This is a genomic window from Synechococcus sp. A15-127 (assembly GCF_014280215.1).
Lineage (GTDB): Bacteria > Cyanobacteriota > Cyanobacteriia > PCC-6307 > Cyanobiaceae > Parasynechococcus.
The window spans coordinates 1,192,811-1,211,302 of sequence record NZ_CP047948.1; the positions used below are offsets into that span (position 1 = coordinate 1,192,811).

At 61.7% G+C, this 18,492-nt stretch carries 24 protein-coding genes and 1 other RNA gene; 13 read left to right on the forward strand and 12 right to left on the reverse strand.

The genetic code is table 11. The features are described 5' to 3' along the window. Positions 1–6: 6 nt before the first annotated feature. Positions 7–813 carry a TPM domain-containing protein gene (locus SynA15127_RS06180; RefSeq protein WP_186485430.1) on the reverse strand — a complete coding sequence of 269 codons (807 nt, stop codon included), beginning with the start codon at positions 811–813 and terminating at the stop codon, positions 7–9. Here SynA15127_RS06180 and SynA15127_RS06185 point away from each other — a divergent pair. Continuing rightward, positions 812–2,044, forward strand: coding sequence for a class I SAM-dependent methyltransferase (locus SynA15127_RS06185; protein ID WP_186485431.1), 1,233 nt, complete (start codon positions 812–814; stop codon positions 2,042–2,044). The genes SynA15127_RS06180 and SynA15127_RS06185 overlap by 2 nt on opposite strands. A 346-nt stretch (positions 2,045–2,390) precedes the next feature. Here SynA15127_RS06185 and aroB read toward each other — a convergent pair whose 3' ends face one another. After that, positions 2,391–3,503 (reverse strand): 3-dehydroquinate synthase, encoded by a 1,113-nt coding sequence (gene aroB / locus SynA15127_RS06190; protein WP_186485432.1) that lies wholly within the window; start codon positions 3,501–3,503, stop codon positions 2,391–2,393. Between the two features lie 79 nt (positions 3,504–3,582). Here aroB and SynA15127_RS06195 point away from each other — a divergent pair, with 79 nt between their 5' ends. The 4 genes from SynA15127_RS06195 to SynA15127_RS06210 all read left to right on the forward strand — a co-directional run bounded on the left by SynA15127_RS06195 (position 3,583) and on the right by SynA15127_RS06210 (position 6,120). Then, positions 3,583–4,455, forward strand: a complete 873-nt coding sequence (locus tag SynA15127_RS06195; RefSeq protein WP_186485605.1) for a carbohydrate ABC transporter permease — start codon at positions 3,583–3,585, stop codon at positions 4,453–4,455. Between the two features lie 51 nt (positions 4,456–4,506). Then, positions 4,507–5,667: a 5-(carboxyamino)imidazole ribonucleotide synthase gene (locus tag SynA15127_RS06200; RefSeq protein WP_186485433.1), complete on the forward strand. Its 1,161-nt coding sequence runs from the start codon at positions 4,507–4,509 to the stop codon at positions 5,665–5,667. A gap of 6 nt (positions 5,668–5,673) precedes the next feature. Continuing rightward, a non-coding RNA gene (gene ssrS / locus SynA15127_RS06205) (6S RNA) lies at positions 5,674–5,856 on the forward strand. A gap of 60 nt (positions 5,857–5,916) precedes the next feature. Beyond that, positions 5,917–6,120 carry a hypothetical protein gene (locus tag SynA15127_RS06210; RefSeq protein WP_186485434.1) on the forward strand — a complete coding sequence of 68 codons (204 nt, stop codon included), beginning with the start codon at positions 5,917–5,919 and terminating at the stop codon, positions 6,118–6,120. 18 nt (positions 6,121–6,138) lie between these two features. Here the strand turns inward: SynA15127_RS06210 and SynA15127_RS06215 are convergent, their stop codons facing one another. After that, the gene (locus tag SynA15127_RS06215) at positions 6,139–6,414 is read right to left on the reverse strand and encodes a DUF2103 domain-containing protein (protein WP_043696445.1); all 276 of its coding nucleotides are present in this window, start codon (positions 6,412–6,414) and stop codon (positions 6,139–6,141) included. A gap of 73 nt (positions 6,415–6,487) precedes the next feature. Between SynA15127_RS06215 and SynA15127_RS06220 the strand changes: the two genes are divergently transcribed. After that, the gene (locus SynA15127_RS06220; RefSeq protein WP_186485435.1) at positions 6,488–6,715 is read left to right on the forward strand and encodes a hypothetical protein; all 228 of its coding nucleotides are present in this window, start codon (positions 6,488–6,490) and stop codon (positions 6,713–6,715) included. Between the two features lies 1 nt (position 6,716). Here SynA15127_RS06220 and clpS read toward each other — a convergent pair whose 3' ends face one another. After that, positions 6,717–7,013: an ATP-dependent Clp protease adapter ClpS gene (gene clpS / locus SynA15127_RS06225; RefSeq protein ID WP_186485436.1), complete on the reverse strand. Its 297-nt coding sequence runs from the start codon at positions 7,011–7,013 to the stop codon at positions 6,717–6,719. 71 nt (positions 7,014–7,084) lie between these two features. Here clpS and petN point away from each other — a divergent pair, with 71 nt between their 5' ends. The 3 genes from petN to SynA15127_RS06235 are packed head-to-tail and all read left to right on the forward strand — an operon-like array spanning position 7,085 to position 8,735. Continuing rightward, positions 7,085–7,186 (forward strand): cytochrome b6-f complex subunit PetN, encoded by a 102-nt coding sequence (petN, locus tag SynA15127_RS06230; protein ID WP_186485437.1) that lies wholly within the window; start codon positions 7,085–7,087, stop codon positions 7,184–7,186. Between the two features lie 5 nt (positions 7,187–7,191). Further along, positions 7,192–7,323, forward strand: a complete 132-nt coding sequence (locus tag SynA15127_RS13525) for a hypothetical protein (RefSeq protein ID WP_255475615.1) — start codon at positions 7,192–7,194, stop codon at positions 7,321–7,323. A gap of 8 nt (positions 7,324–7,331) precedes the next feature. Continuing rightward, positions 7,332–8,735 (forward strand): hypothetical protein, encoded by a 1,404-nt coding sequence (locus SynA15127_RS06235; RefSeq protein WP_186485438.1) that lies wholly within the window; start codon positions 7,332–7,334, stop codon positions 8,733–8,735. On the opposite strand, the gene psb29 is transcribed toward SynA15127_RS06235, so the two are convergent. Further along, positions 8,717–9,364 carry a photosystem II biogenesis protein Psp29 gene (gene psb29 / locus SynA15127_RS06240; protein WP_186485439.1) on the reverse strand — a complete coding sequence of 216 codons (648 nt, stop codon included), beginning with the start codon at positions 9,362–9,364 and terminating at the stop codon, positions 8,717–8,719. The genes SynA15127_RS06235 and psb29 overlap by 19 nt on opposite strands. Positions 9,365–9,443: 79 nt before the next feature. Between psb29 and clpP the strand changes: the two genes are divergently transcribed. Beyond that, complete coding sequence (clpP, locus tag SynA15127_RS06245; RefSeq protein WP_186485440.1) at positions 9,444–10,037, forward strand: ATP-dependent Clp endopeptidase proteolytic subunit ClpP; 594 nt, start codon at positions 9,444–9,446, stop codon at positions 10,035–10,037. Next, positions 10,034–10,186 carry a DUF2256 domain-containing protein gene (locus SynA15127_RS06250; protein WP_186485441.1) on the forward strand — a complete coding sequence of 51 codons (153 nt, stop codon included), beginning with the start codon at positions 10,034–10,036 and terminating at the stop codon, positions 10,184–10,186. The genes clpP and SynA15127_RS06250 overlap by 4 nt, the downstream gene beginning before the upstream one ends. Here the strand turns inward: SynA15127_RS06250 and SynA15127_RS06255 are convergent. The 4 genes from SynA15127_RS06255 to pyk form a co-directional block, all read right to left on the reverse strand. Then, the gene (locus tag SynA15127_RS06255) at positions 10,183–10,413 is read right to left on the reverse strand and encodes a hypothetical protein (protein WP_255475616.1); all 231 of its coding nucleotides are present in this window, start codon (positions 10,411–10,413) and stop codon (positions 10,183–10,185) included. The genes SynA15127_RS06250 and SynA15127_RS06255 overlap by 4 nt on opposite strands. Before the next feature lie 75 nt (positions 10,414–10,488). Further along, on the reverse strand, positions 10,489–12,402 hold the full coding sequence (ftsH, locus tag SynA15127_RS06260; protein ID WP_186485442.1) for an ATP-dependent zinc metalloprotease FtsH: 1,914 nt from the start codon (positions 12,400–12,402) through the stop codon (positions 10,489–10,491). 57 nt (positions 12,403–12,459) lie between these two features. After that, positions 12,460–13,689, reverse strand: a complete 1,230-nt coding sequence (locus SynA15127_RS06265) for an ABC transporter permease (protein ID WP_043691020.1) — start codon at positions 13,687–13,689, stop codon at positions 12,460–12,462. A 23-nt stretch (positions 13,690–13,712) separates the two neighbouring features. Then, complete coding sequence (pyk, locus tag SynA15127_RS06270) at positions 13,713–15,167, reverse strand: pyruvate kinase (RefSeq protein WP_186485443.1); 1,455 nt, start codon at positions 15,165–15,167, stop codon at positions 13,713–13,715. Positions 15,168–15,240: 73 nt separating this feature from the next. On the opposite strand from pyk, the gene SynA15127_RS06275 reads away from it, so the two are divergent. Next, positions 15,241–15,570: a nucleoside triphosphate pyrophosphohydrolase family protein gene (locus SynA15127_RS06275; protein ID WP_186485607.1), complete on the forward strand. Its 330-nt coding sequence runs from the start codon at positions 15,241–15,243 to the stop codon at positions 15,568–15,570. An 8-nt stretch (positions 15,571–15,578) separates the two neighbouring features. Further along, positions 15,579–16,043, forward strand: a complete 465-nt coding sequence (locus tag SynA15127_RS06280) for a hypothetical protein (RefSeq protein ID WP_186485444.1) — start codon at positions 15,579–15,581, stop codon at positions 16,041–16,043. Here the strand turns inward: SynA15127_RS06280 and SynA15127_RS06285 are convergent. From SynA15127_RS06285 to ilvA, 3 genes are read right to left on the reverse strand one after another with little or no spacing between them, the layout of a single operon-like run. After that, a complete protein-coding gene (locus tag SynA15127_RS06285) occupies positions 16,040–16,333 on the reverse strand; it encodes a YggT family protein (protein WP_186485445.1) in 294 nt (97 codons plus the stop codon). The two genes, SynA15127_RS06280 and SynA15127_RS06285, sit on opposite strands and share 4 nt — an antisense overlap. A 24-nt stretch (positions 16,334–16,357) precedes the next feature. After that, complete coding sequence (gene scpB / locus SynA15127_RS06290) at positions 16,358–16,855, reverse strand: SMC-Scp complex subunit ScpB (RefSeq protein WP_186485446.1); 498 nt, start codon at positions 16,853–16,855, stop codon at positions 16,358–16,360. Positions 16,856–16,894: 39 nt separating this feature from the next. Beyond that, a complete protein-coding gene (gene ilvA, locus SynA15127_RS06295) occupies positions 16,895–18,424 on the reverse strand; it encodes a threonine ammonia-lyase, biosynthetic (RefSeq protein ID WP_186485447.1) in 1,530 nt (509 codons plus the stop codon). Between the last annotated feature and the right edge of the window lie 68 nt (positions 18,425–18,492).

An 18,492-nucleotide genomic window follows, 5' to 3' on the forward strand; every position in this document is an offset into this window, starting at 1 on the left:
GAGGGGTCATCCCTCCGCATCGTTCTGCAGGCGACGTCCCACTGTCACCTGTGCGATCAGATAAGCGCCAACGGCACTGCCGAGAAAGCCCATGCTGTTGCGCAGGATCGGCAGCAGATCAGACGTCCGGGTGATCACCGGAGCGATTCCGAACACGCCAAACAGCATCACCCACAGGGGTGAGAGCAGCAGCAGCCAGGACCAGGCAATCGTCTCTTCGTCCTTTCGGGGGTAAGCGGCGAAGCCGGCGACCAGTCCGCCCAGCACCGATGTGCTCAGGGTCAGCAACCACTGCTCCAGTGGCAGGCCGGGAACCACCTGGCAGCCGCCACGTTCCAGACAGATTTCGACCGCGTTCAGGGCGTCGAGGACGGCGCCGTCCTCACCGTTGTCCTTCACGTAGTACTGGTTGCCGAAGCGGGTCTGCAGCTCCACCCAGTACGTGCGCGGCATCAGAGCGAAGAAGGCATCCCCAACGTTGAAATTCAGCAGGTTGCCGCCACGGGGGTCCGCCACCAGAAGCAGGCTGCTTTCGTCGAGTCCCCAGAAGTCGCGGATGGCCAGACCCGGTGTCCGTTCGTATTGCGTGAGAACCCTCAGTTTCCAGCCGGTTTCCTCCTCGATCCGCTCCAGATTCCGCTCCAGCTGTGTTCGTTGCGGTTCACTGAAGACCTTGGCCAGATCGATCACGGGTGTGGCGTGATCCGGTAGCAGCTCAGGGTTGTCGTAGGCCTGAGCCGGTGATGCCACCGTCCAGCTCACCACCAGTACCAGCAACGCCGCCCACAGCCGGCTGATGTGATGTGCTCCCATGGGTCTGCTGCAGCGATGGGCATTCTCTCCAATGAATTCCTCCGATGCGGCCTGTCCTGCCTGGCTGGCGCATCATCTGCAACAGGCCGGTGGTGTGGTGCCCTTCTCCTGCTTCATGGATTGGGCCCTGAATGACCCTGGCCACGGCTACTACGGTTCCGGCCAGGCCCGGATCGGTGTGGAGGGTGACTTCGTCACGTCACCCTCCCTTGGACCCGACTTCGCTTCATTGCTGGCCGTGCAGCTGGGCCAGTGGTTGAGCCGCTTGATGGCGGAAAGCCCGCCGGGTGCTCCGCTGAGCCTTGTGGAGTGCGGCCCCGGGAGTGGGCAGCTTGCGCTGGATCTGGTGAGGGAGCTGCTGGTGTTGCATCCCGATCTGGCCGGTCGTCTGGATCTGCGGCTCATCGAGCTGAATCCAGGCATGCGTGAACGGCAGCAGTCACTGCTGGAGGGGGCTTTGCCCATCCCTGTGCAGTGGTGCTCGCTGGATGACCTGAAGCGTGCACCGGTGCGCGGCATCGTGCTGGCCCATGAGCTGCTGGATGCGCTGCCGGTGGAGCGGCTGATCTGGTCCGGTGAGGGGTTGTTCCGGCAGGGAGTGAAGCTGCTGGATTCAGGGGATGGCACGCCCGCTCTGACCGGCGTGTCGATGCCGCTGCCAGACGATCTGCGCGCTGAGGCACAGGGCATGGCCGAAGCCTGCGGTTTCAGCCTGCCTCCGTTGGGTGCCGCTGCCGGCTGGACGACGGAATGGCATGGCGACGCCTTTCGTTGCATCGATCAGATAGCCAGCGGCCTGAGCCATGGGCTGGTGCTGGTGATCGATTACGCCCTGGAAGCGCGCCGCTACTACACCGCCCGCCGTGATCAGGGCACGTTGATGGCCTACCGGCACCAGCAGTGCGGAGAAGATCCCCTGGCGAAGGCCGGTCAACAGGACCTCACCGCCCATCTCTGCATCGACACCCTGCAGGTTGCGGCCCGGCGTTCCGGTCTGAGTCCCGGCCAGGTGATGCGTCAGGGCGAGGCGCTGCTCGCGCTGGGTCTGGCTGAGCGCCTGCATGGGCTGCAACAGCTGGCACCGGGTGATCTGCCGCAAGCGCTTCAGCGCCGTGAAGCACTTCTGCGCCTTGTGGATCCGGTTTGTCTTGGTGAGTTCCGCTGGCTCACCTTTCTGCATACCGATGCGGATGAAACAACGGACGGGTGGGTGATCGGTGTTGCATGTTGAGGATGTAATCCCGCATTTCAACCAAAGAGCATTCGGCAACAACACATCAATTCGACATGATTTTTGGAGGGAGTTGCTTGAGTTACTGGTTGAATGCCGCGCTTATTGCGAATGCAATTCGTCGTGCAGGCTACTGATTCTTTGTGACCCTGGACATGCCTGAATGTTACCCTTTAGCACTCCTTAAAAGGATGAGCTGATTATCGGTGGAGAAAGCTTTGGTTACACTAATCTTCAGTCGACTGATTTTGACCGGATCAGTGTGAGTTTCCGCGGTGAAACCTCGGCGATTGTTCCGGAAGAGTCCAGCGACTCCAATGCCTCGACGGGGTTTGATTTCCTCTGATCAGCCCTCGAGGCATCGCAGGATCTCCTCCCGGCTGATGTCATCCCGCACTTCCACGGTCCCGATTGATGTCGGCATCACGAAGCGAAGCTGTCCGTCGCGCACTTTCTTGTCACCCTGAAGCGTCCTGAGTACCGACTCGGGATCCAGATCAGGCCAGCTGGTGGGCAGACCTGCTCGATCGATCAACCTGCGCTGACGATCGGCCTCCTCCCGGCTCCAGCTGCTGCGCTGCACCGCCAGCTCTCCCACGGCAACCATTCCGATGGCCACGGCTTCGCCGTGCAGCCAGGCCCCGTAACCACACAACGTCTCCACGACATGCCCGAAGGTGTGGCCGTAATTGAGGATCGCCCTCAGCCCTCCCTCCTTTTCATCGGCGGCCACCACCCGGGCCTTGGCGGCGGCTGATCGCTCCAGCAGCTTGATCAGTGCGTCGCCGCCCAACCCTTCAGCGCAACTCGGGTCGGTGATCGCTTCAAGGTCTTCGAACAGGTCCGGATCGCCGAGGATTCCATACTTGATCACCTCAGCCATCCCGGCGCGGAATTCGCGAACCGGCAGGGTGGCCAGGGTTTCCGGGTCCATCAGCACGAGTGTCGGCTGGTGAAAGGCTCCGATCAGGTTCTTGCCGCCGGGATGGTTCACTCCCGTCTTGCCTCCGATCGAGGCATCCACCATCGCCAACAGCGTGGTCGGAACCTGAACCACAGCGATTCCTCGCAGCCAGGTGGCCGCTGCGAACCCGGTCATATCGCCGACCACCCCTCCACCGAGGGCGAGCATCAGTGAGCTGCGTTCCAGCTTCATCGCGAAGGCAGCGTCATGAATGCGTGCCACGGTCGCGGGCGTTTTCTGCTCTTCACCGGCCTCGATCACCAGGAGTTCCACCTGGAAACCGCTGCTCCTGAGACTGTTCAGGCAACGATCGCCGTAGGGGCCGGCCACATCCGCGTTGCTGACCACGAGAATCTTGCGGCCGGGACGGACCCCGGCCGCAATCAGCTCGGTTCCGACGCTGCTCAGGGCTCCATCACCGATCACCACCTGGTAGGGCGTCGTCTCCAGTTCCACAGCAATGCGACGGAACGGCGCGGACTGGGTGATGGACATGGGAGCTGAACCAACCTGCCCACTCTGCCGCTCAGCGACGGTCACCCGCGCCTACCCTCACGCCAGCACCCCGGGGCTCATGCGCAACAGCCTCACTGCCTGGGCCTTCCTGCTGCCAGCGGTTGTTCTGATCAGCCTTTCCGTTCTGATCCCGGCCGTCATGGCGCTCGTCATGAGCTTCACGACCACGGGTCTCGATGTGAGTGAGCCCCTGCAGTTCGTGGGCTTGGCCAATCTCCGCCGGCTGATCAGCGACCCCATGGCCCTGCGGGTGATGACCACCACCCTTCTCTATCTGATCGGTGTTGTTCCGCCGATCGTGCTGGGTTCCCTGGCGCTGGCCGTGCTGGTGAACCGCAGCCTGCCCGGCATCCATGTGCTGCGTGGGGCCTTCTACACGCCTGTGTTGGTGTCGATCGTCGTGGCAGCGATCGCGTTCCGCTGGCTCTACGCGGAAAACGGTCTGGTCAACGGCTGGCTTGTGGCCTGGTTCGGTGACACCTTTTCGCCGATCGGTTTTCTCACCACGCCTCAGCTGGCCCTTCCGGCCGTGATGCTGGTCACCCTCTGGAAAGGACTCGGCTACTACATGGTCATCTTTCTGGCCGGTCTGCAGGGGATCCCCAAGGAGTTGTACGAGGCTGCCGAGCTCGACGGCAGCGAGGGCTGGCGTCAGCATCTCGACATCACGCTTCCGTTGCTGCGTCCCTACGTCGCGCTGGTTGCCGTGGTCTCATCCATCGCCGCAACCAAGGTGTTCGAGGAGGTGTACCTGATGACCCAGGGAGGCCCGGCCGACTCCACCAGAACCATCGTCTACTACGTCTACGACCAGGCTTTCGCAGAACTCGAAATCAGTTATGCCTGCACGCTCGGACTGGCGCTGTTCCTGCTGGTGATGCTCTTCACCCTGATCCGCCTGGCCTTCAGTGGCGATCGCGCCTTGATCTGAGCAGCCGATCGCGGAACCCGGTGGCAAGCTGCGGGAGTCTGCTCAACCTGGATGATCGGCGTTGTGGGAGGAGGCCAGCTGGCCCGCATGCTGGTTCAGGCGGCGTCTTCACGTCAGATTCCCGTCGCTGTTCAGACGGGCTCCGATGACGACCCTGCCGTGGAGGGGGCCTCCCGGCTTGTGACGGCGGATCCCAGGGATGTCGCCGGTACGCGCCAGCTGGTGGAGGGATGCAGCGGCATCACCTTTGAGAACGAATGGGTGAATATCGATGCTCTGATCCCCCTTGAGCAGCAAGGAGTTCGCTTCCGGCCTTCCCTGGCTGCGCTCTCTCCCCTGGTCGACAAGCTCTCCCAGCGCCAGCTGCTTTCCGATCTTCTGATTCCGAGCCCGCCCTGGTGCCCGCTGAGCCTGGTGTCCCCTGCTCAGCCGGCCCTTCCTCAAGGCTGGAGTTTTCCTGTGATGGCCAAGGCCGCCAGGGGTGGATACGACGGCAAGGGCACCCTGATCCTCAAGGACATCGATGCGCTGGCACAGTTGATCCGCTCGGTCACCGCCGAGGAGTGGATGCTCGAGGCCTGGGTGGACTACGAGCGCGAACTGGCGTTGGTGGTCAGCCGCGACACCAGCGGATGCGTCCGGGCATTCCCCCTGGTGGAAACCCATCAGAGCCAGCAGGTCTGCGACTGGGTCCTCGCTCCTGCCGCGGTGCCCCAGGCCGTGGAAGCGCTTGCTTTCAACGCAGCCTCGTCGCTGCTGACGAAGCTCAACTACGTCGGGGTTCTCGCTCTGGAATTCTTCTTCGGCCCTGATGGTCTGCAGGTGAACGAGATCGCACCCCGGACCCACAACTCCGGCCATTTCTCGATCGAGGCCTGCACCAGCAGCCAGTTCGATCAGCAGCTCTGCATTGCAGCCGGGCTGCCGTTACCAGCTCCTCAGCTCACCTGCCAGGGAGCCGTGATGGTGAATCTCCTCGGTCTGTCAGACGGAATCGCCGCCCCCCTCGATCATCGGCTGGCCTCACTGCGTCAACTGCCCGATGCCACGCTCCACTGGTACGGGAAGAGCCCGGAATCGCCGGGGCGGAAACTCGGCCACATCACCGTGCTGCTGCATGGGGCGACCGCGGATGAGCGCTCCGATGAAGCGCACAGGATCACCACCAGGATCAGAGACATCTGGCCGTTGCCTTCCTTCGGCTCCGACTAACGTGGCATCGAACTGCTGTGTTGGTGACGGCCTTTTCTAGTGCTCTGATCTGACTCTCTTTCGACTTGGGGAGACTGTCGTGAAGGTGCCGTAAACCGGCCTTGCAGCCGGAAACGAAGCCTCATTTTGACTCCCCTTCTGGTTCTTCCAGGTCGACCACTGGGGCTCGCACGGCATGGCGGTTCACCCTCTTTTTTCAGGTGTTATCGAGGAGATCACGTGAATCTCTCGTTTCCGACCATCGTCCTGATGCTCCTCGCCTGTTCCGCACCCATCAAGGCCGACGGGATCAGCTTTCGTCCAGACGATGCCATGGTGGCCTGCCGCGCCATCCTTCCCCAATGCTTCACGCGGGCGGACTGGGCTGCGCTCTGCCGAACCGATCCCTCGTTGTTGGAGGCACATCCGGAGGCCTGCCGACTGGCCATGCAGGCCGATCCCGAGAATCCCTAAGCCACTCCATCGCGCCGCTCAGGGGCGATGTCGCTCCATCGCCTGCTGGAGATCCGGTTTCGGCAGGTCCGTGATGATGAACACCTCCTGCACTGTCGTTCCACGACGGGCCACAAGCTTGTAGCCGCCCCGGATTGGCGTAGACACCCGCAGCTCAAGGGTCGGGCAGCGACCCTTGACCCGGTTGATCACGGCCGGGGTGATCGTCTGGATGCCCTGTTCGGACGCCAGGGATCTCAGCCAGGGGATCAGCCCCTCGACGTAGGTGCTGTGTGTGATCACAACCCGGCCCAAAACCGAACACTTTCCCAGGAACTGGTCGAAGTTAGCGGCCATGGCTATGCCGGAGAGAGGGTGCTGTGTCGCCATGCTGAGATCCGTGGATGCCTTGCGCCGAGCAGTCTCCGGTCCACTCACCGACAGCTGCGGTCCCCAGGCCCGCATGCTCACCGCGGAAGTGCATGGCAGTGAAGTGCGCGGTCTCGCCATCTGCCCGGGACGGGTTGTGCGCTACGTGCTCGATGCACAGAAGTCCAACCTGGACACGGTTGACCTGTTGCGGTTGACCAGGGCCAGCCGCAAACCAGCGGCCTGAATCAGCAGCGTTCGAGTGGTGCCATGGTCAGACCCTCGGATCCCAGTTGCTGGTGGTACAGCTCGGCCTGCTCGAGCGGGCCGCACCACACTTCAGCAGCCCCCTGACTGTCGATGCGATTCGCCAGGGTCCAGGCCTTTTCCTCACTCATCCCAGGGATGATCTGCCGCAGGCAGTCCACCACATGCTGGAAGGTGTTCACGTCATCGTCGAGGACGATGACCCTGGCCTCTGGATAGCGCTGGGTTGTCCTCTGACGCTCCAGCAGCGTTGTGGATCCCGGGCTGGAGCTGCTCATGACAGATGCTGGCGCTTGGGTTGCGAGGACGGGAACCTAGGTAGGATCACACGAGCGAAGCGGTCCTGCACATGCTGTTCACCCTGGCCTGGGCATCTCTAGCCGCCATGTTCAGCTTCTCCATTGCGATGGTCGTCTGGGGTCGCAACGGTGACGGAACTCTGAAGTTCTGAGGCCGTTGCCGTCCCCTGATGGTTCCCTGATCAGTCAGTCACTGGCGGTCTCGGCAGCCGTTCTGCTGGTGTTCGTGAGTGTATCGGTGATCTACCTGTCGCTGATCGAGTGGAAAGACCGACGCCGACGCCGCTGATGAAGGTCGTGGCAGGTCTGTTTCGCCGCTTGGCGCCCTTCCCGATCACCGCCCCGGCACTGCTGTTGCTGCTGCTGCTGTCCACGGCTTGGCTGACCCATGTCGCCAGGCGGGAGCACACGGCCAGAGATTCTCTAACGCAGCAGCTGGATCTGCTCAGCGCATCGCTGGTGATGTTGCAGAGCTTTCAAGTGGATTCTGGGCAATCCGTTCCGGAGATCTGGTCTGAACGGCTCGGTCCGGATCAGGCCTCCCGGCGCTGGCGTGCCTCCAGGGAGCAGATCTGGTGGAAAGGATGGGTCTCCTCAGGCAGCAGTGTGCTTGTGCTGCCACGCCAACAGGCCTCCACGGCGGGCATCAGTCCTCTGGATCGGCTCCTGCCCGGATTTGACCTTGTCTTTTCCGATCCCGCTGAACGCAGCAGCTTCACGGAGTCGTTGCGTCCCCAGCCAGGGGACCCATCACCTCTGGAACGGTTCTGTCTGAGGGCCCTCGAGGTCTCAACGGCTGTGCGATGGACGCCGGAGGCCCTGCTTCCGATGGCCGGACCACTCGCTTCGATGCTCAATTCGGCCTCCCATGGCTGTCTTGTCCTGAATGTCGACGCCAAGGATCTGCGTTGGAGCGGGGTGTTTGCCAGTCGACCGCTTCGCGATTCCCCACGACGACTCAAGCCTCCAAGAGGGATAACGCCTCTGGCACCGGGCAGGCTTCGGGTTCCCATGGCTTCAGATCCTTCGCTGCTGCCGATGTTGCAGCTGGACAGTTCAACAGCGGAGCCCGTGCTCAGTGGAATTCTGAATCGCCCTCTGATCCGGGACGGTCTTGAGAACGACTACGGGTTGACGCTCGCCATGCGTCGCCAGCTTCTTGAGGTGCCGATGCGCTTGAGTGTCGAACCTCAGGCGAAAGGTCCTTTCCAGGCCCGTGTGCAGCTCGATCTGCAACTCCCCTATCGGGATCCTGACGTGAGACGAGCACTTGAGTTGACGGCGACCCGTCTCGAGAAGCAGGGATTCCGGCGACGTCGCGTCGATCTGGTTCACCCGGATGGCCAGACCGTCATCCGGGCGACTCTCTGGCTCGATGATGAAGAGGACCCTGGACGGGTGCTTGGGGGATGGACCTGGCTGCCCAGGAATGCAGGCCAGAGGCACCCCGCTCTGCTTCGCATGGTGCTTGCCGGTGCGCCCACGCTGAAACGATCGGCAACGGCCGAGCTCGGCTCCGAGAGCAGCATGAATCTCATGCTGTCTCCAAGGGATCTGGTCACCCACGGTCTGCTGCCAGTCAGCTGGCCGACGGTGGTGCGATCAGCGGAAAGGCTGATGCTGCGCACGATGCCGCTGCGCGGGCAGACAGCCCGGGACGACTCCTGGCGATGGGTGCGTGGTCAGCTCGATGTTCCCTGAGCGGCTTCATCCTGACGTTTTTCCCGCTTCCTTCGGTCGGAGGCCAGGGTTTCCTCCATCAGTTCCACGGCCTGTTCCATCCGTTCACTGTTGGAGGCGAACAGGTTCAGGTCCTTTTCCACCCGTTCAGAAGGGAAGTTGAGGTCATTGCAGAGATCGACCGCCTGTTGGGCCAGAGCCTTGCTGTCTGGACTGTCCTGGTTACCGCGAGCGGTCTCCAGAACGGTCAGCAGGCCGATCGCCATCATCCGCGAGTAGTGCGATCCCTCGGGCAACCGCTGCTCAGACAGCATTGTCGTGATGCCTTCCATCGCTGCGGCGGCAGCTGCGTCGCGGGTTTGAGAAGCCTCCCGTTTCAGGGCGTCGGCATCAAAGCCGTTGCTGCTGCAGATCGCTTCGAAGAGACGATCGGGATGGCTTTCCGGTCGATACCCTCGCGTGAAGGTTGTGAAGACCTTTTCGAGGCCTACCGCAAACAGTGGCGTGCTGCTGAACTGTGTCTGATGGCTGAGTAGATGCAGTTCCACCAGCAGCTCATCGCTCACCCGCCGGTAGAGGGGGGCGATGACATGGGGGAACGCCTGATGAAACGCCCGCTTGCTGTCAGCAATGGTCTGACGATCGCCCAAGTCGGAACCCTGGAATGTCGGCAATGACCATAGCGCCGAGGACGACGCCGTTAGGATTGACGCAATCACGCAGAAGCAGATGATCCCGATCGTGATCGAGGAGTCCGGCCGGGGCGAAAGGGCCTTTGATATCTACTCCCGTCTTCTCAGAGAAAGAATCATTTTTCTGGGTGAAGCTGTGACCAGCGATTCAGCCAATCGCATCGTTGCTCAGATGCTTTTCCTGGAAGCGGAAGACCCGGAAAAGGACATCTACCTGTACATCAACTCACCTGGCGGTTCCGTTTACGACGGGCTTGGAATCTTTGACACGATGCAGCACATCCGACCGGATGTTCATACCGTCTGTGTGGGTCTCGCCGCAAGTATGGGAGCCTTCCTCCTCTGTGCCGGTACGAAGGGCAAGCGCAGCAGCCTTCAGCATTCGCGCATCATGATTCATCAGCCACTCGGCGGGGCTCGCGGTCAGGCCAGTGATATCCGCATTCAGGCTGATGAAATCCTTTTCCTCAAGGACCGCCTGAATCATGAACTGGCTTCGAGAACCGGCCAGCCCCTCGACCGCATCCAACAGGACACCGATCGTGATTTCTTCATGTCACCCACGGAAGCTGTCAGCTACGGGCTGATTGACTCAGTGATCGACAAGCGCCCGGTGCATTCCGTCGCTTGAAATCCGGACGTCCAACCAAGATCTGTCCGGTCTGCGACAGACAGTTTCAGTGGAGGAAGGCGTGGAGAAATTGCTGGGACGAAGTTATCTATTGCTCTGACCGATGTCGGCGAAGGAAGTCAACGATTTCGTTAAAAAATAATGTTTAATGTAGTAAGTCATTGCGGCTGGCCTTTAGTGACTTCCACATGTCTTTGATTTGTTCAACAGCTTTTTCCTGGCCGACTTTTCCGTTTGATTGCAATCCGAGAATCAGGCCGACGCGATCGGCAAATTCCTTGAGATTCTGTTGAAAGGCAACCCGGTGAGGGGTCCAGTCGGGGCCATGGAACTGGCTGTGACCCCGCATCGTTGAAGGGGTGTCATCACGGGTCATGAGTGATGCTCAGAAATGCAAAAAAAGACCCTGACACCTTAGAGATGCTCAGGGTCTTGCGATGTGATCTCCGAATCAGTTGAGAATCGGTGTTGAGCGGTCCTTGTCGGGAACTGTCGCGAACTCTCCGACCATGGAACGGAACTCATCGCCGTCCATCGTCTCCTTCTCGATGAGAGTTTCGACCAGGGAATCCATTGCCTGGCGATGCGCAGAGACAATGGACAGGGTCTCCTCGTAGCAGTGTTTCACCATGGCGCGCACCTGTTCGTCAATCTGACGGGAGATGGAATCGGAGACGTCGCTGCGGGTCATCAGGTCACGACCCAGAAACACTTCCTGATTGCCGCCCTCAAGAGCAACAGGTCCGAGATCGCTCATGCCGAATCGGGTGACCATCTGACGGGCCATCGAGGCCACTTGCTGAATGTCGCCACCCGCACCGGTGGTCACTTCCTGATGGCCGAAAACCACATCTTCCGCCGCGCGTCCACCGAGAGCTCCCATGATGCGTGCCTTGAGTTGAGCTCGCGTCACAAGTGACTGCTCCTCGTCGGGAGAGAACCATGTGAGGCCCTGTGCCTGCCCCCGGGGGATCAGCGTGACCTTCTGAACCGGATCGTGATCTTTGACGAGGGTTCCGATCAGGGCGTGACCGACTTCGTGGTACGCGATCAGACGCTTGCTGCGTCCATCGGTGAGAGGACGACCTTCCATGCCGGCAATGATCCGATCCACGGCATCATCGATTTCGCTGAGGCCGATCGCTTCCTTGCGGCGACGAGCCGTGAGAATCGCTGCTTCATTCATCAGGTTGGCCAGATCAGCCCCTGTGAAGCCGGGGGTGCGACGCGCAATGCTCTCAAGGGACAGCTCCTCCTTGAGCTTCTTGTTCCGGCAGTGCACTTCGAGGATCGAAAGCCGGCCCTTGATGTCCGGTGCATCGACGGTCACCTGGCGATCGAAGCGGCCAGGACGCATCAGAGCGGAATCCAGAACATCCGGGCGGTTGGTGGCCGCGATGATGATGATGCCGCTGTTGCCCTCGAAACCGTCCATTTCGGTGAGCAGCTGATTGAGGGTCTGCTCGCGCTCATCGTTGCCGCCGCCGATGCCGGCACCACGCTGACGGCCGACGGCATCGATCTCATCGATGAAGATCAGGCAGGGGCTGTTTTCCTTGGCTTTTTTGAACAGATCCCTGACACGACTGGCACCGACACCGACGAACATCTCGACGAATTCGGAACCTGACAACGAGAAGAACGGAACGCCTGCCTCACCTGCGATCGCTTTAGCCAGAAGCGTCTTGCCGGTTCCCGGAGGTCCGACCAGCAGCATGCCGCGGGGAATCTGTGCACCGACGGACGTGAAACGTTCTGGCTGCTTGAGGAAGGTGACGACCTCTTCAAGCTCCTGCTTTGCCTCATTCACACCGGCGACGTCGTCGAACATCACTCCGGTTTCTGCCTCCATCATGAAGCGGGCCTTGCTTTTGCCGAACTGCATCGCCTGACCGGGGCCACCGGGCATGCCGCTGTTGCGTCTGGCCAGGAAGATGAGAGAGCCGATCAGGAGCAGTGGGAACAGCAGGTTGCCCAGCAGACCGAGAGCCGGAGGTGTGGTGCGGGCTGGATGAATGTCGAAGCTGATGCCCTCGCTCTTAAGGGTGTTGATCAGTTCTGGGGCCAGCCCGGGAAGATCCACTCTCAGCCGTTGGACGCGATTGTCGAGATCGGGATCGACAGCTTCGACCACGGCATTGCGACCTCCGTCGTAGATGTCGACGGCTGTGACGCGGCCTGCCTCGACGTAATCAAGGAAGCGTCCGTAGCTCATCCTCGCGACGGCGGCATTCCGGGGTGCCACGGTCGGGCCGCTGGGGCCCACTCCGTTGACGCCGCCGTTGCTCACGACCTGCCAGCCGATCAGCAGGACCACGGCGATCGGCAGGAGCCAGAGAACAAGGACGCGCCAGCGCTGATTCATGATCCCGAGAAATGATTAAACATTGTAAAGCAGTTGGACCGCTCACTGAGGCGTCGTTCAGAGACTTCTGAGGGCCACGATCGGATCCAGCCTTGCAGCTCGGCGGGCCGGAACGACGCCGAAGAACAGCCCGATCGAACCGGACAGCCCCACTGTGATCAGCACCATGCCGGTGCCGATGGTCGCCGGCAGGGGCGTCGCGGCCGCCACAAGAGCAACGGTGCCGAGGCCTGCCGCAGTGCCGATTGCGCCGCCGAGACTGGACAGCACAAGGGATTCGACCAGGAACTGCTGGAGAACGTCGCTGCTGCGAGCCCCCAGAGCCTTGCGGAGTCCGATTTCCTCGGTTCGCTCGCTGACGGAGACGAGCATGATGTTCATGATTCCTATGCCTCCCACCAGCAGGGAGATGCCGCCGATGGCAGCAAGCATCAGCGTCAGCCCTCCGGTGATGGTTCCCACGATGCTGAGGGCATCCTTCTGGGATCGGACGGCGAAGTCGTCATCGCGCAGGATCCGATGCCGCTGCCGCAGCAGATTGGTGATCTGGAACTTGGCAGCACCGGTGCTCGCCTCATCCCGTGCTTCCACGCTGATGAAACTGAGACTGATGCCGTAAGTGGGATCCCGACCCGTCAGCCTTGTCACCATCGTGCTGAGCGGGATGTAGGCATTCTCATCCTGGTTGCTGCCGAACACGGCTCCCTTCGGTGCCATCACACCGACCACCTCGAACGCCTGGCTCCCGATCCGGATCTGCTGCCCCAGAGCGTTGCCGGTGGGGAAGAGTTTCAGACGCAGATCCGGGCCGATCGCCACGACGTTGCGGGCAGCCTTGTTGTCCTCGGCGGTGATGAACCGCCCCCGAGCAACCTCGAAGCTACGCACGGGGAGAAACTCGGGAGTGACGCCGGAGATCGAGCTGGTGGCGCTGCGGGCTCCCGTCTGGACCACCTGGCTGCTGGTGATCTGTGGAGCCACACGACTGACGCTTGGCACCTGCTCGGCGATCGCTTCGGCATCCTCCAGAACCAGTGTTCTCGGGAAGGCGACTCCCCGGCGACGGGTGTCGTTGTTCCCTGGAACCACAAACAGAACGTTGGCTCCGAGGTTGCTCAGCTGTTCCTCGGCCAGGCCCTGCGCACCGCGCCCGACTCCGACAAGGGTGATCACCGAGGCATTGCCGATGACAATGCCCACCATCGTGAGCAGGCTGCGAAGCCGGTTGCTCCGCAGGGTGGTGAGGGCCATCCTCACCGTCTCCGTAGGGGGCATCCTCCGGGTCATGGCTGCTCAGGCAGGTGGGTGCTTCAGATCATGTTGACCGCTGATTCCTCGGAACTGACGATTCCCACCTTGAGCAGATCGGTGGAACCGGAGACGCCTGTGTGCGTGCCCGCGGTCTGCACCACCAGATCCCCCTCATTGAGCAGTCCCAGCGACTTCGCCTTGTTCATGGCCGCCAGGAAGGTGTGGGTGGTCCGTTCGTGCTGCGGAATCACCAGAGGCTTCACGCCCCACACAAGCTGCAGCCGGCAGGCGACGGTGGGATCCGGGGTGATGGCCAGAATTGGCGCAGCTGGACGGAATTTGCTCACGTTCTTGGCGGTGGCACCGCTTTTGGTGAGCGGAAGAATCGCCGACGCATTCAGCTGACTGGCGATGGAACTCACCGCCAGGCTGAGGGCGTTGGGAATCGTGCTGGGCAGATGGCTGTCAATGGCCCGCCGGGGATAATCCTTCTCGATGCGGCAAGCGATGGTCGCCATCGTCTGAACCGCCTCTACGGGAAAATCGCCGACAGCAGTTTCATTGGACAGCATCACGGCATCGGTGCCGTCGAGGATGGCATTGGCGACATCGCTCACCTCCGCGCGGGTCGGCCGCGGGCTGGAGGCCATGGAATCGAGCATCTGGGTGGCCGTGATGATCGGGATGCCGAGGCTGTTCGCCTTGCTGATCAGTTCCTTCTGAAGCAAAGGCACCTCCTCTGCCGGCATCTCAACGCCCAGGTCTCCCCTGGCCACCATCACTCCGTCACAGAGCGGCAGGATCGCGTCGATCTGATCGATGGCCTCGAATTTCTCGATCTTGGCCACCACGGGTGTGGAATGGCCGTGCTGGCGGATCAGGTCACGGATCTCCTCCATGTCGGAGGGATTTCGGACGAAGCTGAGCGCCACCCAGTCCACCTGCTGGGATAGCCCGAATTCCAGGTCCACCTTGTCCTTATCGGTCAACGCCCGGACGGACAGCTGCACATCGGGAAAGTTCACTCCCTTGTTATTGGACAGAACCCCGCCGACGGTGACGCTGCAGTGCAGGGTCTGCTCGGCCTGATCAACCTGTTCGACCTTCATCTCGACGCGTCCGTCGTCGAGAAGGATGCGGCTGCCAGCGGTCACTTCATCCGCCAGCTTGTCGTAGGTGACGGTGGCGATGGTGTGGTCGCAGCTCACCGGTCTGGAGGTGAGGGAGAACCGGTCGCCGTTGGCCAGAGTGATCGGGCCAGCAGCAAAGCGACCCAGACGAATTTTCGGTCCCTGCAGGTCCTGAAGGATGCCGATGTTGATGCCCAGTTCGTTGGAAACCTCCCGAATGGTTGCGATCCGTGCCGCATGCTCGCTGTGATCGCCGTGCGAGAAGTTCAGACGGAAGGTGGTTGCTCCAGCCTGAACAAGTTCCTTGATCCGCTCGGCGCTTTCCGTGGCGGGGCCGATGGTGGCCACGATCTTGGTCCGACGGTTCTGATCGAACTGGCCCATACCGAGGCTAAAAACCTTGCGGAAACTACCATCCAGTCGTTGGGAAGCCGGCGTCCGCCGGTGGGAGGCAGCCATCGACATCAATGCTTATCAGGCCGCTGCCCGCCGCACTGCCGCTTATCCCGACGTGGGCGGCAACCCCGTCTATCCGACGCTGGGTCTCAGCGGCGAGGCCGGAGAGGTGGCGGACAAGGTTAAGAAGGTGCTTCGGGACCGCGGGGGTGTCTTCGACGACCCAACCCGGGAGGCGATCAAGCTCGAGCTGGGCGATGTGCTCTGGTACGTGGCGCAGCTCGCGTCAGAGCTCGGTTATGACCTCGAGGAGGTTGCCACCGCCAACCTCGACAAGCTCGCCAGCCGTGCCGCCCGTGGTCGCATCGGCGGCAGCGGTGACCATCGCTGATCGCTGCCATGTCCCGTCGTCTGCTTGCGCTTCTCACCAGCCTTCTGATCCTGCTCGGATCCGCAGCTTCAGCCAGCGCTGCGGATCTGAAGCTCTCCGCCATCCAGTTGCTTCCCTGCAATGAGGAGGATCCGGGAAATCAACCGGATGTCGGACGCCCGATGGGAGCCAGCTGCTTCGTGCTCAGCGGCGAGGTCGACAACCCCGGTCGTCGCCCGGTCGTGGACACGGATGTCTATGCCCGCATCCTGGATGCCAGCGGAGAACCTGCTCTGCAGAACCGCACCCGAGTGGGATCTATCGGTGATGTAGCTCCAGGCACACATCCGTTCGCCCTGCGGATCGCCGTTCCGGCTGGAACACCAGGTCCCTTTGATGTCCGGAACGCCAAAGCCAGGGGGTTTTCAGCTCCGGTGCGCAGCCGCGCCGAAGATGGTGATGATCTTCTGCCTCTGGAGCAGGAGATTCATTAGCTCAGACCGCCTGCATAGAAATAGAAGCTGGCGTTGAGCAGCAGTTGCTGAAGCAGGTTCAGCGCCACGAAGGCCAGGATGGCGGAGAGGTCGATGCCACCCAGGGGAGGAATCAATCCGCGGAAGGCATTCAGGTATGGATCGGTGATCGAACTCACCGTGCTCAGCACAGGATTGCCCCAGTCCAGATTGGGGAACCAGCTCAGCAGCACCCGAACGATCAACACCAGGGAATAGATCTGAAGGGTCTGGGCCAGAACCTGAAGGATGGTGACGGAGAGACTCGCCATGGCTGGGGCTGTTGTACTTCGACTCTATTCAGGCTCCGTTGTTTCGGACGTTCCAAGATCCGGGAGCACTGAAAAGGTGCGATGGAACTTCTCCGAAAGCGTGAGCCAGTAGGAACGGCCTTCACTCTGCCGCCGGCGTTCGATGAAGTCCTGGGCGAGCAGTTCCTTGATGTGGTCGTAGGCACCGGAGCCACGCAGATCAACCAGCTCCGACTGAAGGATCCGCTTCTTCAGCGCGATGGTGGCCAGGGTGCGCAGGGTGGCTGTGGACAGGTTCACCGGAAGAAGATCGCGGACCAGATCTCCGAGTCCGGCTCGCAGTTGCAGCCCGTAGCGTCCGTTCTGGCTGACGATTTCCAGGGCTGTTTCGCGCTGCGAGTAGCTCGTGCTCAGTTCAAGGAGCGCCTGCTCCACCTCCGGTCGCGGAACACCGGCCAGTTCCGACAGTTCACCCACCGCAATCGGTCGCCCCTTGAGATAGAGAATCGCCTCCAGTCGGGTGGCCAGTGACGGCTCCGTCATCTCTAGCCCGCAGGATGAGTCAAGGTACCGCCTGATCCCTTACAGGAACAGGGCATAGGCGGGATTCGTCGTTTCCTCCCAGCATCGGTACCCGAGGTCGTCCAGGAAGGCCCTCCAGCCATCCATGCCATCGACGGGCACAAGAACACCCACCACGATGCGCCCGACGTCGGCACCGTGATTCCTGTAGTGAAAAATGCTGATGCTCCAGCCGGGGTGAAGGGCATTCACGAAGTTCATCAGGGCGCCGGGGCGCTCCGGGAACTCGAAGCGGTACAGCAGTTCGCGGCAATCACCGGCGCAGGCCTGTCGGGCTGAGGAGGGCAGTCGCCCGCCCACCATGTGGCGAAGGTGATTCTTGGCGAATTCGTTGTCGCTGAGGTCATGGCAGGGGAATCCGGCGGCGCCGAGTGCGCTCACCAGAGCGCTGCGGTCCCGCTCGTCCTGCACCTGCACACCGATGAAGATCTGTGCCCGGGAGCCTTCCGTCATCCGGTAGCTGAATTCCGTGAGGCTCCGGCGTTTGAGCTGCTCGCAGAGATCGCGCAGGCTTCCAGGTCGCTCCGGGATCTCCACAGCGAGCATCGCTTCACGTTCTTCCCCGAGTTCAGCCCGTTCGGAGATGAAGCGAAGGCGATCGAAATTCATGTTGGCGCCGCAGGCCACTGCGATCAGACGGCGACCGGTCAGCTGCCGATCGATCACATCCCGCTTCATCCCCGCCACGGCGAGGGCGCCGGCGGGTTCCAGGATCGACCGGGTGTCCTCGAACACATCCTTGATGGCTGCACAGATGGCATCCGTGTCGACCGTGACCATGCGGTCCACGTGCCGTTTCGCCAGATCAAACGTGTGTTCCCCGACCCGGCGCACGGCGACACCATCAGCGAACAGCCCCACCTGGTCGAGCTCAATGCGCTCGCCAGCCTCCAGAGAGCGGGTCATCGCTGCGGCATCCTGCGGTTCGACGCCGATGATCTCGATCTCGGGCCAGAGCGATTTCACATAGGCAGCAATCCCACCGATCAGGCCACCTCCGCCGACGGCGACATAGATCGCCTGGGGTGGTTCCTCGCTCTGCCGCATGATTTCCAGCGCGATCGTGCCCTGGCCGGCGATCACCTCCGGATCATCGAAGGGGTGGATGTAGGTGAGCCCTTCGGCACTGCAGCGGCGTCGCGCTTCCGCGGAACATTCGTCGTAGGTCTCCCCGTGCAGGACCACCTCTCCACCGAGCGACCGCACCGCCCGCACCTTCACTTCGGGCGTCGTGCTGGGCATCACGATCACCGCACGGCAATTCAGGCGACGGGCACTGAGAGCGACACCCTGAGCGTGATTGCCGGCGCTGGAGGCGATCACGCCACGCTTCAGCTCATCCGTGGTCAGCTGCGACATCCGGTTGTAGGCGCCCCGCAACTTGAACGAGAACACCGGCTGAAGGTCCTCACGCTTGAGCCAAACGCGGTTCTGCAGACGGCGACTGAGATTCGGGGCGGGTTCGAGCGGAGTCTCGTGGGCGACGTCATAGACGCGGGCCCGCAGTATCCGCTGCAGATAGTCGGTCATCACACCATTCTCTCCAGAGCCCGCAGCCTCTGGTCAACGGAAGGGACCCCGTAGATTGCATGGATTGC

Coding starts and splice junctions, on each gene's coding strand:
- SynA15127_RS06185 (WP_186485431.1), top strand. CDS start 812: ATGGGTCTGCTGCAGCGATGGGCATTCTCTCCAATGAATTCCTCCGAT.
- SynA15127_RS06180 (WP_186485430.1), bottom strand. CDS start 813: ATGGGAGCACATCACATCAGCCGGCTGTGGGCGGCGTTGCTGGTACTG.
- aroB (WP_186485432.1), bottom strand. CDS start 3,503: ATGTCCATCACCCAGTCCGCGCCGTTCCGTCGCATTGCTGTGGAACTG.
- SynA15127_RS06195 (WP_186485605.1), top strand. CDS start 3,583: ATGCGCAACAGCCTCACTGCCTGGGCCTTCCTGCTGCCAGCGGTTGTT.
- SynA15127_RS06200 (WP_186485433.1), top strand. CDS start 4,507: ATGATCGGCGTTGTGGGAGGAGGCCAGCTGGCCCGCATGCTGGTTCAG.
- SynA15127_RS06210 (WP_186485434.1), top strand. CDS start 5,917: ATGCTCCTCGCCTGTTCCGCACCCATCAAGGCCGACGGGATCAGCTTT.
- SynA15127_RS06220 (WP_186485435.1), top strand. CDS start 6,488: ATGCTGAGATCCGTGGATGCCTTGCGCCGAGCAGTCTCCGGTCCACTC.
- clpS (WP_186485436.1), bottom strand. CDS start 7,013: ATGAGCAGCTCCAGCCCGGGATCCACAACGCTGCTGGAGCGTCAGAGG.
- petN (WP_186485437.1), top strand. CDS start 7,085: ATGCTGTTCACCCTGGCCTGGGCATCTCTAGCCGCCATGTTCAGCTTC.
- clpP (WP_186485440.1), top strand. CDS start 9,444: ATGATCCCGATCGTGATCGAGGAGTCCGGCCGGGGCGAAAGGGCCTTT.
- SynA15127_RS06255 (WP_255475616.1), bottom strand. CDS start 10,413: ATGACCCGTGATGACACCCCTTCAACGATGCGGGGTCACAGCCAGTTC.
- ftsH (WP_186485442.1), bottom strand. CDS start 12,402: ATGAATCAGCGCTGGCGCGTCCTTGTTCTCTGGCTCCTGCCGATCGCC.
- SynA15127_RS06265 (WP_043691020.1), bottom strand. CDS start 13,689: ATGACCCGGAGGATGCCCCCTACGGAGACGGTGAGGATGGCCCTCACC.
- pyk (WP_186485443.1), bottom strand. CDS start 15,167: ATGGGCCAGTTCGATCAGAACCGTCGGACCAAGATCGTGGCCACCATC.
- SynA15127_RS06280 (WP_186485444.1), top strand. CDS start 15,579: ATGTCCCGTCGTCTGCTTGCGCTTCTCACCAGCCTTCTGATCCTGCTC.
- SynA15127_RS06285 (WP_186485445.1), bottom strand. CDS start 16,333: ATGGCGAGTCTCTCCGTCACCATCCTTCAGGTTCTGGCCCAGACCCTT.
- scpB (WP_186485446.1), bottom strand. CDS start 16,855: ATGACGGAGCCGTCACTGGCCACCCGACTGGAGGCGATTCTCTATCTC.
- ilvA (WP_186485447.1), bottom strand. CDS start 18,424: ATGACCGACTATCTGCAGCGGATACTGCGGGCCCGCGTCTATGACGTC.